The sequence below is a fragment of the Ramlibacter sp. genome, from assembly GCA_019635435.1.
Lineage (GTDB): Bacteria > Pseudomonadota > Gammaproteobacteria > Burkholderiales > Burkholderiaceae_C > JAHBZM01.
Map to the genome: position 1 here is coordinate 3,773,279 of JAHBZM010000001.1, position 13,886 is coordinate 3,787,164.

Annotated in this window: 13 protein-coding genes; 12 read left to right on the plus strand and 1 reads right to left on the minus strand. The window is 60.1% G+C overall.

All coding sequences use genetic code 11. The features are described 5' to 3' along the window. Positions 1-253 precede the first annotated feature (253 nt). The 10 genes from KF796_18245 to KF796_18290 all read left to right on the plus strand — a co-directional run bounded on the left by KF796_18245 (position 254) and on the right by KF796_18290 (position 10,839). Positions 254-625, plus strand: a complete 372-nt coding sequence (locus tag KF796_18245; protein ID MBX3588574.1) for an FdtA/QdtA family cupin domain-containing protein — start codon at positions 254-256, stop codon at positions 623-625. Beyond that, entirely contained in the window at positions 622-1,719 is a 1,098-nt protein-coding gene (locus tag KF796_18250; GenBank protein MBX3588575.1) for a DegT/DnrJ/EryC1/StrS family aminotransferase, read from the plus strand. The genes KF796_18245 and KF796_18250 overlap by 4 nt, the downstream gene beginning before the upstream one ends. A gap of 4 nt (positions 1,720-1,723) precedes the next feature. Next, a complete protein-coding gene (locus tag KF796_18255; protein MBX3588576.1) occupies positions 1,724-2,527 on the plus strand; it encodes a class I SAM-dependent methyltransferase in 804 nt (267 codons plus the stop codon). Next, positions 2,524-3,504: a hypothetical protein gene (locus KF796_18260; GenBank protein ID MBX3588577.1), complete on the plus strand. Its 981-nt coding sequence runs from the start codon at positions 2,524-2,526 to the stop codon at positions 3,502-3,504. Before KF796_18255 ends, KF796_18260 begins: the two co-directional genes overlap by 4 nt. 4 nt (positions 3,505-3,508) lie before the next feature. Further along, positions 3,509-4,792, plus strand: a complete 1,284-nt coding sequence (locus KF796_18265) for an oligosaccharide flippase family protein (GenBank protein ID MBX3588578.1) — start codon at positions 3,509-3,511, stop codon at positions 4,790-4,792. 125 nt (positions 4,793-4,917) lie between these two features. After that, entirely contained in the window at positions 4,918-6,273 is a 1,356-nt protein-coding gene (locus tag KF796_18270) for a hypothetical protein (protein MBX3588579.1), read from the plus strand. A gap of 52 nt (positions 6,274-6,325) precedes the next feature. Beyond that, positions 6,326-7,360, plus strand: coding sequence for a polysaccharide biosynthesis protein (locus tag KF796_18275; GenBank protein MBX3588580.1), 1,035 nt, complete (start codon positions 6,326-6,328; stop codon positions 7,358-7,360). A 1-nt stretch (position 7,361) separates the two neighbouring features. Next, positions 7,362-8,474, plus strand: a complete 1,113-nt coding sequence (locus tag KF796_18280; protein ID MBX3588581.1) for an NAD-dependent epimerase/dehydratase family protein — start codon at positions 7,362-7,364, stop codon at positions 8,472-8,474. Further along, positions 8,471-9,601, plus strand: a complete 1,131-nt coding sequence (gene wecB / locus KF796_18285) for a UDP-N-acetylglucosamine 2-epimerase (non-hydrolyzing) (GenBank protein ID MBX3588582.1) — start codon at positions 8,471-8,473, stop codon at positions 9,599-9,601. Before KF796_18280 ends, wecB begins: the two co-directional genes overlap by 4 nt. Before the next feature lie 47 nt (positions 9,602-9,648). After that, positions 9,649-10,839 (plus strand): glycosyltransferase family 4 protein, encoded by a 1,191-nt coding sequence (locus KF796_18290; GenBank protein ID MBX3588583.1) that lies wholly within the window; start codon positions 9,649-9,651, stop codon positions 10,837-10,839. Here KF796_18290 and KF796_18295 read toward each other — a convergent pair. Beyond that, entirely contained in the window at positions 10,742-11,716 is a 975-nt protein-coding gene (locus KF796_18295) for an NAD-dependent epimerase/dehydratase family protein (protein MBX3588584.1), read from the minus strand. The two genes, KF796_18290 and KF796_18295, sit on opposite strands and share 98 nt — an antisense overlap. Positions 11,717-11,762: 46 nt before the next feature. On the opposite strand from KF796_18295, the gene KF796_18300 reads away from it, so the two are divergent. Both KF796_18300 and KF796_18305 read left to right on the plus strand, forming a co-directional pair. Further along, on the plus strand, positions 11,763-12,830 hold the full coding sequence (locus KF796_18300; GenBank protein ID MBX3588585.1) for a CDP-6-deoxy-delta-3,4-glucoseen reductase: 1,068 nt from the start codon (positions 11,763-11,765) through the stop codon (positions 12,828-12,830). Between the two features lie 2 nt (positions 12,831-12,832). Continuing rightward, positions 12,833-13,804, plus strand: a complete 972-nt coding sequence (locus KF796_18305) for a tripartite tricarboxylate transporter substrate binding protein (GenBank protein ID MBX3588586.1) — start codon at positions 12,833-12,835, stop codon at positions 13,802-13,804. Positions 13,805-13,886: the final 82 nt, after the last annotated feature.

Genomic DNA, 13,886 nt, shown 5'->3' on the forward strand with positions numbered 1-13,886 from the left:
ATCTTACTGTGTCATAAATGACATGCTGCGATCTTCTCGACTTCGGGTTGGAGGATCATCGAGTGCGACCAAACGCTTTGATCACTACCTTGGGCGCCTGAGCGAGGGGCTCGGTCATGCAGATCTGGCTGATCGCTTGGACCCCTTTGATCAAGTCAACGCATCACGGGGCACTGGATGTGCTTGTACGGAGCGTCCCTGGTTCGGCTATTCTCTAGATAGTGAAACGTATCCGTCAATAGATTGATATTTTATGAGTAACTTCACCCTCATCTCTCTGAGAAGCGTTTTCGATGAAAGAGGTCAATTGGCCATACTGCAGGACGAGCTCCCCTTTCCCATTCGACGCGTTTTTTGGATTAGCAAAGCGGATGGGCAGGTGCGTGGTGGCCATCGCCACCGCACGACGCGCCAGGCGCTTGTGGCTGTAGCTGGCAGCGTGACGATTCATATGGACAATGGCAATTATAGGAGTGACATCATTCTTGATAGCTCCAACCAATGCCTGCTCGTTGAGCCCGAGGACTGGCACACAATGCTGTTTGGCCCGTCCAGCATTCTTCTGGTCATGGCTTCAACCCCGTACGATCGTTCTGAATACATAGATGAGCCCTACGCGAGATGATTGAGTACGAAAACCTGAAGGCCACCAATCAGGGCCTGTCTGGTGAGTTATTTGCCGCAGTCAAGCGGGTGATTGATTCAGGCTGGTACGTGTTGGGCGAGGAAGTTCGGGCTTTTGAGCAGGAATTTGCGCATTCCCTGCAGAGTGCTCATTGTGTCGGCGTGGCGAACGGCCTTGACGCGCTGACCCTATCGTTCAAGGCACTCGAACTGGCGCCAAACTCTGAAGTCCTGGTGGCATCCAATACCTACATTGCCACCATCCTGGCCATCGTTCACGCGGGCCTGACGCCCGTGTTGGTCGAGCCGGACCTGGCCACCTACAACATGGACCCCCGGCAACTGCTGCCAGCATTGACCCGCCATACGGCCGCCATCTGTGTGACCCACCTGTACGGCAAGCCTTGCCGCATGGACCTCATTTGTGCGTTCGCCACCGAACATGGCTTGCATGTTGTGGAAGACTGCGCCCAGTCGCATGGCGCCCGTCTGAAGGACAAGGCCACCGGGACCTTTGGCATTTCGGGGTGCTTCAGTTTCTACCCCACCAAGAATCTTGGTGCGCTGGGTGACGCCGGCGCCATTGTGACCAACGACGAATCTTTTGCCGACCGCCTGCGCCACTGGCGCAATTACGGCTCAAAGGTCAAATACGTCAATACCTATGCTGGCTACAACTCCCGCCTGGATGAAATGCAGGCCGCCATCCTGCGCGTCAAGCTTGCGCATCTGGACGCCATCACCACGCACAAGCGTCGGCTCGCAGCCATGTATTTCAACCTTTTGCCGAGGGAGCTGGTACTTCCCGCATGCCGGGACGATGAGGTCGACGTCTTTCATATATTTGCCGTGCGCCACGCCAGACGCGACGCATTGCGTGGCTGGTTGCTTGACCAGGGCATCAAGACAGAGGTGCACTACCCGATCCCACCGCATCGACAAGAGGCCATGAAGGGCGTTCTGTCGGGTGACTACCCCATCGCCGAGCAGATTCATTCCAGCATTCTGAGTCTGCCCATTTCCTTTGCCACCAGCGAACAGGACGTGCAATCGGTCTGCGAGACTATCCCGCACTTTCCGGGCCTCAGGGACTAAAGTGATGCCCATCACATCCCTCATCCGGAGCTTTGCCAACCGGCACCCGCAGCTCAAGTCCGTTCTCCGGACACTGGCGTCCCCATTTCGCCTTAGCGTGTCCGGGCAATACAGGCCTTTGGCCCCCGGCGAAGCCGAAGCTGTGTCCACCGAGTTGGCAAACGCGTGGCAAGCCCCCTCCATTCCCCAAGCGCAGCGCAAAGGCGTCGACGCGGCCCTGGCGGTTTACCGAAGCGGGCAAGGGGTTCGCAATTTTGATGTGCTGGTGGACCTCTTGCGTCCCCTCATCCCGCAGGCCGGGTTGGCCACCTTGCTTGAGGTTGGGTGCTCAAGCGGTTACCACGGCGAGGCCTTTGCCATCAAGTCACTGCCCGTGGAATATCGGGGGTGTGATTTTTCCCCCGCCTTTATTGACCTGGCGCGGCGGCTTCACCCCGATTTCGCCTTTCTGGTGGCCGATGCCTGCGCCCTGCCCGAACCGGATGCCAGCATCGACATCGTGCTTTCCGGTTGCTGCATTCTTCACGTTGCAGATTACGAAAAAGCCATTTCGGAAGCCGCGCGCGTTGCACGTCACCACGTGGTCTTTCATCGCACCCCCGTCTTGCACCAGAGCAAGACACGGCGCTTTACCAAGATGGCATATGGCGTCAAGACCCTGGAAATTCATTTCAATGAAGAAGAACTGGTCCATCTCATGCGCCGCCATGGGTTGGCTGTCAGCGCCGTCGTGACGCTGGATGCAAGCTGGCAAGACGGCGACGCCGTTGCCACCAAGACCTACCTTTGCGAAAAGGTGGCGCAATGAAACCGGTTCGCCATTTCTGCACCCTGTTTGACAGCAACTACCTGCTCAAAGGCGTTGTCATGCTGCAGACCTTGCGCCAGTGGTGCCCGACGGCGGAGGTTGAAGTCCTGTGCATGGACAGCCAGACCCAGCGCCTGCTGCAGACCCTCGCATTGCCGGGCGTCACGACGCTCAGTCTTCAAACCGTGGAAGACGAGGATCTTCTGCGCGTGAAACCCGGGCGCTCCATTGCCGAGTATTGCTGGACGCTATCAGCCTCGCTGTGCTGGTACCTGATGCGCAATCGCCCGGGCGTCGAGATGCTGACCTATCTGGATGCCGACCTCATGTTCTTTTCGCCGGTGGAGCCGTTGTTCGACGAAATTGGCGGAAAGTCGATTGCCATCATCGAACACCGGTTTACACCACGGCTGCGGCATCTGGAAGCCTATGGCCGCTACAACGTCGAATGGGTCAGCTTCCGCCGCGACGCCGACGGCCTGCAATGCCTGCAGCGCTGGCGGGATCAGTGCATCGAATGGTGCTTTGCCAGGCTGGAAGATGGCAAGCTCGGTGATCAGAAGTACCTCGACGCCTGGCCGCAAGACTATCCATCGGTTCATGTGTTGCAGCACAAGGGAGCTGGTGTCGCGCCATGGAACTACCCCAACCACCAGTTTCGGGAAGCCGGCGGAGCCATCTTTGTTGACGAAGCCCCCCTGCTCTTTTATCACTTCCACCAGTTCCAGCTGCTCACGGGCATGCGCTACGACCACGTCTCCGCGGTTTATTCGGCAGACGTTCCCCCACCTGCCAGTGTCTACCACCGCTATGAGGCGGCGCTGGAATCGGTGCTGAACACCATAAGGGCCATTGAGCCTGGCTTCAATGGCGGGATCCGGCCGGCAGCGGCCGTGCTGGCGCGCCGCGTGATTCAACGCGTGATCCCCGTGGGGATCAAGAACCTGATCCGCCGTGCGGGTGTCCAGCCCTGGTGACGGCATGTCAGTTCTGACCCGGCTGATGCACCGGCCCGCACTGCGGGCGGTCGGTGTGCTGGCAGGCGCCACCGGGCTGGGGCAGCTGGCCATTCTGGCCTCACTGCCATTGCTGACCCGTCTCTACGACCCAGCGGCTTTCGGTCTTTTCGGCCTGCTGACCGGATTTGTGGGCGTGGCCACCGTGGGCGCGTGCCTTTGCCTCGACATTGCCATCGTCGGGAGCTCCACTGACCAGGCGGCCGACGAATTGTTTGTTGCCGCCGTGATCAGCGCCGCGTTGGTGTCTGCCATGAGCGGATTGGCCATGGGGGTCATGATCCTCAACCATTGGATAGGCTTCGGTCAGCTTTCTTTCTGGAGCGTCCCCCTGATCAGCATCATGGTGCTGTCAAACGGGCTTTATCTGGCCAGCCGTTACCGAACGCTTCGCGACAACCATTTTGAGCACATCGCACGCGCCTCACTGAAGCAAAGCCTGGGCAGGGCGATTGCGCCCGTCCTGTGGTCGGCCCTCGCGCCCGGATGGGGCGGCCTGGCGCTGGGCGAACTCACGGGGCGCGGCATTGGGGTCGGAGGCCTGATGCGGCCCTTGCTGCCAAAGCTTGCCGTCCTGCGCATGAAAGTGGGCTGGGTCAGCGCCTGGTGGGCAATCGTCCGGCGGGAGCGCAGGTACACGGCGGCCATGCTGCCCCTCGCCCTGATTGATGCCGCCGCCTCATTGATGATCGCTCCACTGTTCGCCGCGCGGTATGGAGCCAAGGAGGCTGGTGAATACTTTCTCGTTGCCATGATCCTGGTGGCGCCATCAGCCCTGATTGGCACCGCCGTTGCCGACGTCATTCACACCCGGGGTGCAGCGCTTCGACTCAATGCCCCATCAGAGCTACCGCGTTTCACAAGAAAAGTGGCCCTGGCACTGCTCGCGGCGGGTTGTGCCATCTATCTGCCGGTGCTCATGCTCGCACCCCTGGTATTTCCGTTCGTCCTGGGAAACTCGTGGGACCTTGCAGCCCACATTGCGCAGGCCATGACGCCTTTCATGATCGTGGCCTTTGTTGCCAGCCCCATTTCAAGGCTGCTGGCCGCGGTGAACAAGCCGCACCTCAAGGTATGGTCTGACGTTCTGCGCGTGCTCGGCGTACCATTGCTGATTGACACATGCGCGCGCCATGCGGTTCCTTTTATGGACGCCATGATGTACCTGTCATGGTTTCTTGCTGTCGCCTACTTCATTTATTTCCTGGTGGTCTATTACGCCATTCATCTCGACCTGAAGTCTCCGTGAAATTTCCCGAAACAGTCTCCTCACCCCAAATGACCATAACCACCTCCGTTGATTTGTCCATAGAAATGGGCGCTTAACCCGCACGAATATCCGATGCAGTTAAAACTGACGCAATAGAATTCACCATGGTTCGTCGACTTGTTCTGGCCGGCCTCTATCTAGCGCTGTACCACTGGATGTATTTCACATACATTCATCCTGTCTTTGGGTATGCGCACTATGACTACATTCCGCGTCATACCGGCTTGTACGTACTTGGCTACGTCTTGGCCCTGGCTCCCGTACTTGCCTATTCAAATGTGATGACTCCGTCGAACTACGGCGCGACCTTGTTATACACAATGTGCTACGCGCCAGGCCTTCTGACGGTACTCTTCATGCTGAACAGGTCGGTCGCGGAAGTATTTTTCGTCATGCTTTTTCTTTCCGCCAGCATGTCGGCTATTTTTTACTGTTCGAGTCGATTTCCAGTCAAAGAATTGTTGAATGGATCACCACGAATTCAGGCCTCCGGGCTTCGGCCAATAGCGAAGCTGACGATATTTGGACTCACTGTGCTGGGCACATTGGTTGCCTTCTACTTTAACTGGGGACATATGCGCCTCGTGGGTTTTGAAGACGTTTATGAACTACGGTTTGACGCACAAGATTCGGCAAGGGGAGGGATTTTTGGCTACTTGATTCTTTGGCTGTCTGTCTGCTTCATTCCGTACTACGCAACAATCGGTTCCATTGGAAAAAGCAGAAGCCCACTGTACTTTTCAATTGGCCTCGCCATCGTTGTCTATATGACGAATGGCGCAAAGAGTACGCTCTTATTGCCGTTGGCAGTTTTTGTTCTCAGCAAGCTCTACGTAGATGGAAAAGACTTTTTTCTTGGCCTCCTTTTGGTGATGAGCATGGCCATGGGATTTTTTGCCCTCGTCGAAGTGGATGGCTTGGAGATATTTAAATCGCTTCTTTTAGTGAGAACACTTGCCACGGGTGGATGGAATCTCACGACCTACTACGACTTCTTCACCTCGCATGAATTGACTTACTACACGCACATAGGGGTAGTTAAATTTCTGACCGAGGCCTACCCATACGGAAATTATTCGCTTGGGCAGATGATCGGCATCGAATACTCAGGGAGTGAGGATGCCAACTTCAATGCCAATTTCTGGGCGAGCGATGGTTTTGCTGCGATGGGCTTGCTGGGAATTATTCCGGCCACCCTTGCAGTTCTGGCAGTGATGAGAATCATCAATGGCCTTTCGAAGCCAGTTTCGACTCGATTTGTTGCTCTCTGGCTTACGGGATTCTGGATGTCGCTTCTGAATGCACCGTTGTCAACGTCCCTCCTAAGCGGTGGAGGGCTCATTGTTTTGGCTCTACTGGTAACTTCCCGGGCTCACAGGCCGCAAGCGGCAAGCGAAAAGCTTCGTGAGCCCCGCGACACTCATCGCGTAGCCACATCTTCGCCAGCAGACATTGGATAGGACCAACAGTCGTTGCCCCAAGATACTGACCGCAGCTCGAGCACAAGCAACCATGTTCACCAACAAGACACTTCTGATAACGGGCGGGACCGGCTCCTTTGGCAACGCCGTGCTGCGCCGCTTTCTGCAATCTGATCTGCGCGAAATCCGTATCTTCAGCCGGGACGAGAAGAAGCAGGATGACCTCCGCAAGCGGCACAACCACCCCAAACTGAGGTTCTATATCGGCGATGTGCGGGATATGCGAAGCGTATCGGCCGTCATGCGCGGCGTTGACTTCTGCTTTCACGCCGCGGCGCTCAAGCAGGTTCCCTCGTGCGAGTTTCACCCCATGGAAGCCGTGCGGACGAATGTGCTGGGCACCGAAAACGTGCTGGAGGCAGCGATCCGCTCGGGTGTGAAACGCGTGGTGTGCCTGAGCACCGACAAGGCGGTCTATCCCATCAACGCCATGGGAATTTCCAAGGCATTGATGGAAAAGGTGATGGTCGCAGCGTCGCGCAATCTCGAAGGAACCGGCACGGTCATCTCGGGCACCCGATACGGCAATGTCATGGCGTCTCGTGGTTCGGTGATCCCTCTTTTTGTGGAGCAGGTACTGGCTGGCAAGCCCATCACGATCACGGACCCTTCGATGACGCGGTTCATGATGACGCTGGATGACGCAGTTGACCTGGTGCTCTACGCGTTCCAGCATGGCAACAACGGTGACATCTTTGTCCAGAAGGCACCGGCAGCGACCGTTGAGGTGCTGGCTCACGCCATTTTGGGCCTGATGAAAAAGCCAGGACACCCCGTCGGCATTATTGGAACGCGCCATGGTGAAAAGCTGTTTGAAACGCTGCTCAGCCGCGAAGAACGCGCCGTGGCGGACGATCTTGGCCGCTACTACCGCATTCCACCGGACGGGCGTGACTTGAACTATGAGAAGTTTGTCGAACTTGGGGAAGATCGCACCCGTGCCGACGATGACTACAACTCCCACAATACCGAGCGCCTGACCCTTGACGGGATGACCCAGCTCTTGCTTCAACTGGATTTCATGCGACTGGTTGCCAGCGGGCAGCACGCCCGCGCAGAAGACTGACATGCAAATTGCCATCACGGGCTCCCATGGCTTCATCGGGCAGAACCTCAAGGTCCGCCTGGCGGAGTCGGCTGGCCATGACGTTGTCTCAATCCCGCACGATGCAGATGAGGATGTGCTGAACGCACTGCTTTCTGGCACTGACTGCGTGTTTCATCTCGCCGGGGTCAACCGGCCCGACGACGCCAGGGAATTCGAGCAGGGCAATCACCTTTTCACCGAAAGGCTTTGCCGCGTCCTGTCCGGCCTGGCCACACCGCCCAAGGTCGTGTTTGCGTCATCAATCCAGGCCGCGCTGGACAATCCCTATGGATTGAGCAAGCGCAACGCCGAGGCAGCATTGATTGCCTACGGCGAGAGCAGGGGTGCCAGGGTCCACCTGTTCAGGCTGGCCAATGTTTTTGGCAAGTGGTCGCGTCCCAATTACAACTCTGCTGTGGCCACGTTTTGCCACAACATTGCCAGAGATATTCCCGTGACCGTCCATGACCCGGAGGCCATCATCCGGCTGGTTCATATTGACGATGTTGTGGGACATTTCTGCATGCTGCTGGCAGACGGCAAGACGGCCTCGGGGTTTTGCGAAGCCGGCCCTGAATATCAGCTGACCGTCGGTGAGCTGGTGCAGACGCTGCAGCGCTTCAGAAGCGGCCGCAAGGCCTTGCTCACGGAGCGCGTGGGCACTGGGCTGGTCAGGCGGCTTTACGCCACCTACGTCAGTTTCCTGCCTGTCCAGGAGTTCCACTACGACGTTCCGGTCCATGCCGATCCACGAGGCGTGTTTGTGGAGATGCTCAAAACGCCGGATTGCGGCCAGTTTTCCTATTTCACGGCCCATCCAGGCATTACCCGGGGTGAGCACTACCACCATGCCAAGACCGAGAAATTTCTGGTCATCAAGGGGCGCGCGCTGTTCGGCTTCAGGCACATCGTCTCTGGCGAAACCCATGAGTTGATCGTCCAGGGCGGTGACGGCCGGATTGTCGAGACGGTTCCCGGCTGGACCCATAACATCACGAATGTGGGGGAGGAAGAGATGATCGTCATGCTCTGGGCCAATGAGGTCTTCGACCCGGCGCAACCGGACACCATCGCCCGGAGAGTCGCCCCATGAAGAAGTTGAAAGTCATGACCGTGGTCGGTACCCGGCCCGAAATCATCCGGTTGTCCCGAGTGCTGACCCGGCTGGACGAGTACTGCGACCATGTGCTTGTTCACACGGGCCAGAACTACGACTACGAGTTGAACCAGGTCTTTTTTGATGACCTGGGGCTGCGCAAACCCGATCATTTCCTGGATGCCGCCGGCAGCAGCGGGGCCGAAACCATTGGCAAGGTGATCATTGCCGTGGACGCATTGCTTGCTGAGGTGACCCCCGATGCCGCGCTGGTGCTCGGCGACACCAACAGCTGCATGGCGCTTCTGCCCGCCAAGCGGCGCAAGATCCCGACATTTCACATGGAAGCAGGCAATCGCTGCTTTGACATGCGGGTGCCGGAAGAAATCAACCGGCGCATCGTTGACCACACCGCCGATGTCAACCTGACCTACAGCGACATTGCCCGCGAATACCTGTTGCGCGAAGGCCTGCCTCCCGACATGGTGATCAAGACCGGAAGCCCGATGAACGAGGTGCTCATGCACTACAGGGCGGGCATTGATGCGTCGGATGTGCTCAATCGCCTCGGTCTGGCACCCAATGGCTTTTTCCTGATCAGCGCCCACCGTGAAGAGAATATTGAGTCGGCCCAGAACTTCGGCAAACTTGTGGATGTGCTCAATGGCCTTGCCGAACACCATCGTCTGCCTGTGGTGGTTTCAACCCATCCACGAACACAGAAGCGGGTGGACGCGTCAGGGGTCCGGCTGCACGACGGCGTCCGGCTGATCAAGCCGCTGGGCTTCACGGACTACAACAAGCTCCAGATCACGGCCCGGGCCGTGCTGTCCGACAGCGGCACGATCAGCGAGGAGTCATCCATCCTGAATTTCCCGGCGCTCAACCTGCGCGAAGCGCATGAACGCCCCGAGGGCATGGAGGAGGCTGCCGTCATGATGGTGGGCCTGAGCGTTGAGCGGGTGATGCAGGCGCTGCGCATTCTGGATAACCAGTCGCGTGGCACAGCCCGCCTGCTGCGCCAGGTGGGTGACTACAGCATGCCCAACGTATCGGACAAGGTGGTCCGCATCATTCACAGCTACACCGACTACGTCAACCGGGTGGTCTGGAAAAAGTACTAAGGGCCGCGCGAATGCGAATCGCACTGCTTGCGGATGTGTATCCGCCCTTGCGCTCGTCTGGCGCCGTCCAGTTGCGGGATCTGTCCCTCGCCTTGCTGGCGCTGGGTCATGAGGTCACTGTCATGGTGGCTTCCCCGGAACTCGATCAGCCGTGGCACCTCGATGTCTGGAACGGCGTACAGGTGATGCGCCTGAAGACGCCCCAGACCAAGGATGTTGGCTATGTTCGCCGCACGCTGGGCGAATGGATGATGCCGCATTCAATGAAGCGCAATTTGCACCGAAGCCCATTGGGCAAACAGCGTTGGGACGGCGTGGTGTGGTATTCCCCCACCATCTTCCTCGGGCCTGCAGTCCAGATGCTGAAGAAGGCCAGCACTTGCCGGGCTTATCTCATCATTCGCGACATCTTCCCTGAATGGGCAGTGGACATGGGCTTGATGGGCAAGGGCTTGCCCTACCTCTTCTTCAAGGCCATTGCACGCCACCAGTACTCGGTGGCTGACGTCATTGGCGTCCAGTCGCCGGGCAACCTGGCCTATTTCACTGACTTGGGTGATCGGCCCACCGCACGCGTTGAAGTTCTTCAGAACTGGCTGGCCGACGCCCCGGACAAGGGCTGCAGCATCACGGTGAGCCAGACGCCGCTGGCGGGACGAAAGATCTTTGTGTATGCCGGCAATATGGGCATTGCCCAAGGCATGGATGCCTTGATCGACCTCGCCGGGCATCTGGTTCACCGGAGCGATCTGGGGTTTCTTTTCGTCGGTCGGGGCAGCGAATCCCGCCGCCTCCAGGGCGCCGCCCGCGACCGTCAGCTCAGCAATGTTCTTTTCTTCGACGAGATCGATCCCGACGAGATACCCGGTCTCTATGCCCAATGCCACGTGGGCCTGATCGCGCTGGACCCGAGACACAAAACACACAATATTCCTGGCAAGTTTCTCACCTACATGCAGTCGGGCCTCCCCGTTCTGGCGTGCATCAACCAGGGCAACGACTTGATCAAGCTGATCATGAACGAGCAAGTGGGCCGCGTTACCGCCAATGAAACCCAGGGGTCCCTGCAACGGGAGGCCGAAGGTCTGGTACGGGACATTGAAGGCGACCCCGGGATCGGTCAGCGTTGCCGGGCGCTTTTCAGAAGACTTTTTGCACCTGAGACGGCCGCGAAGCAAGTGGTGCAAGGCCTTCAGAACAGGTCGGGTAGCGAAGCCGCAGCCCCAACTCCCGCTTGAGCCGTCCGTTGTCCATCCGCCGCGACTCGCTCATGAAGCTCAGCAAACTCAGCGGCAACGCGTCTTGCGCGGTGCTGCGCGGCACGCGCGGCGGGCGTGGCAAGCCAAACAAGTCGGCAGCCAGGTCAAAGTAGTCCCCCATCTTGAGCTGGCTGTCGTCATTGACGTTGTACACGCGCTGAGGCCGGGCCCGCCACAGGGCGGCCAGGCAGGCGCGCGCCAGGTCGTCAGCGTGGATGTGGTTGGTGAACACATCGTCTTGCGCGGCCAGCACGGGCGTGCCCTTGAGCAGGCGCGCGCGGGGCGTGCCGCCTTCGCGGTCTGGCGCGTAGATGCCGGGGATGCGCAGGATGCTGGCCCGCACCGCCCCGCCGCCGCCCGCGGCCCGGCCAAAGTGGCGAACCAGTGTTTCGGCATCAAAACGCCTCTGGGCCCTTGGCGTGTGGGCATTCAGTGCTCTTGTTTCCATAGCAACTTCGCCCTGGCAGTCGCCATACACGCCGCTGGTGGACCCATAAACCATAGACGCCGGCAGGCTGCGCAGGCGCAGCGCGCGCAGCAACGCCTGGGTGCGGGGGTCGCGCCACCACTGGGCCTCCCCTTCCGAGGGCGGCGGGGCCAGATGCAGCACGCGCGTGGCCAGCCCGGCCAGCCGCCGCAGGCTGGCCGGCGCGTCCAGGTCGCCCGCCAGCGGCCTTATGCCCTGCGCGCGCAGCAAGGGGCTGCGCGCCGGCGACGAGGTCAGGGCCAGCACCGCAAACCGCCCCCTCAGGGCTCGGACCACGCGCAGCCCCACATCACCGCAACCCACGATCAGCAGCCTCTCGCGGCGAAAGCGCGCGGGCAAAGCGCCGAGGGGGTTTTGGTTTGAGGGCAAAATCGGGGGGCTACCAATGAAAACAGGCCCCGAGGATACCCAAAGAATGAGTTTCCAGATCACTGTGCAGCCCAGCGGGCGTACGTTCTCCGCCGAACCCGATGAAGCCATCCTGCCCGCCGCCATCCGTCAGGGCATTGGCTTGCCCTATGGCTGCAAGGATGGCGCCTGCGGCTCCTGCAAGTGCAAGAAGCTCGAGGGCACGGTGGTGCATGGCACCCACCAGACCAAGGCACTGAGCCACGAGGAAGAGGCGGCCGGCTACATCCTGACCTGCTGCGCCGTGCCGCAGACCGACGTGTTGCTGGAGTCGCGCCAGGTGACCGACGAGAGCGCCTTCCCGATCAAGAAGATGCCCTCGCGCGTGCTGGCGCTGGAGAAAAAGTCGCACGACGTGATGCTGGTGCGGCTGCAACTGCCAGCCAACGACACCATGCGCTACCACGCGGGCCAGTACGTCGAGTTCATCCTGCGCGACGGCGCGCGCCGCAGCTACTCCATGGCCAATGCGCCCCATACCCTGGTGAGCGACCCGGCGGTCGCGCCCTCCACGCCGCCCGGGATCGAACTGCACATCCGCCACATGCCCGGCGGCAAGTTCACCGACCATGTGTTCAACGCCATGAAGGAAAAGGAAATCCTGCGGGTCGAGGGGCCTTACGGCAGCTTCTTCCTGCGCGAGGACTCCGCCAAGCCCATGGTGCTGCTGGCTTCGGGCACCGGTTTTGCGCCAATCAAGGCGCTGATCGAGCACATGCGCCACAAGGGCATCACGCGCCCCGCCACGCTGTACTGGGGCGGCCGGCGCCCTGACGACCTCTATCTGGACAGCTGGGTGCAGGACCAGCTGGCGGCCATGCCGCAGCTCAAATACGTGCCGGTCATCTCCAACGCCCTGCCCGAAGACAACTGGACCGGCCGCACCGGCTTTGTCCACCGCGCCGTGCTGGAAGACTTCCCAGATCTTTCGGGCCACCAGGTCTATGCCTGCGGCGCGCCCATCGTGGTGGACTCGGCGCGGGCCGAATACAGTGCCCAGGCGGGCCTGCCGCCTGATGAGTTCTATGCCGACTCGTTCACCACTGAAGCCGACAAACACAAGGAGACCGCATGACCGTGCAACGCCGACAACTCGTTCTGTCCACCCTCGCCGCCGCGCTGGCACTGCCAGCCACCGGCGCTCTGGCCCAGGGCCAGACCATCCGCCTGGTGGTGCCCTATGGCGCCGGCGGCCCGATTGACGTGACGGCCCGCCTGCTGGCGGAGCGCGTCAAGGACTCGCTGGGCACGGTCATCATCGACAACAAGCCCGGCGGGGGCGGCAACATCGGCGCCAACCTCGTGGCCAAGGCCCCCCCGGACGGCCTGACCATCGGCATTGCGGCCGTGGCCACCAATGCCATCAACCCCTGGCTGTTCAGCAAGATGCCCTTTGACGCCGCGAAGGACTTTGCCCCCATCACACAGATGGTGCGCGTGCCCAATGTGCTGGTCATGAATGCCGACACCGCAAAGCGCCTGAACATCAACAGCGTGAAGGACCTGATCGCCTACGCCAGGGCCAACCCGGCCAGGCTCAACTACGGCAGCGGCGGCAATGGCAGCGCGGGCCACCTGGCCGGCGAGATGTTCAAGCGCGACGCCGGCATCTTTGCCGTGCACATCCCCTACAACGGAGGCAACCCGGCCCAGCTGGCCCTGCTCTCGGGCCAGGTCGACTTCAACTTTGACAACCTCGCCACGGCGGCCCCCAACATCCGCGCGGGCAAGCTCAAGGCACTGGCGGTGACCTCGCTCACCCGCTCGCCAGCCCTGCCCGACGTGCCCCCCGTGGCCGACACGCTCAAGGGCTTCTCGATCGACACCTGGTGGGGCCTGGTGGCTCCGGCCGGGACGCCCAAAGACGTTCTGGCCAGGCTGAGCCACGCCTTTGTGGATGCACTGAACGCACCCGAGACCAAAACGCGCTTTGCCGCGCTGATGGCCGAGCCCGTGCCCTCCACACCCGAGCAGTTCGGCGCTTTCATGAAGAGCGAACTCGCCAAGTACGAAAAGGTGGTGAAGGCCTCCGGGGCCCGCGTGGACTGAAAAGTCCGAGCCGTCCTACAGGCAGCGGCCGGCCTGTCCCACAGGCCGCCACTGGGGACCTCTTTAGATTGTCAGGACGCCT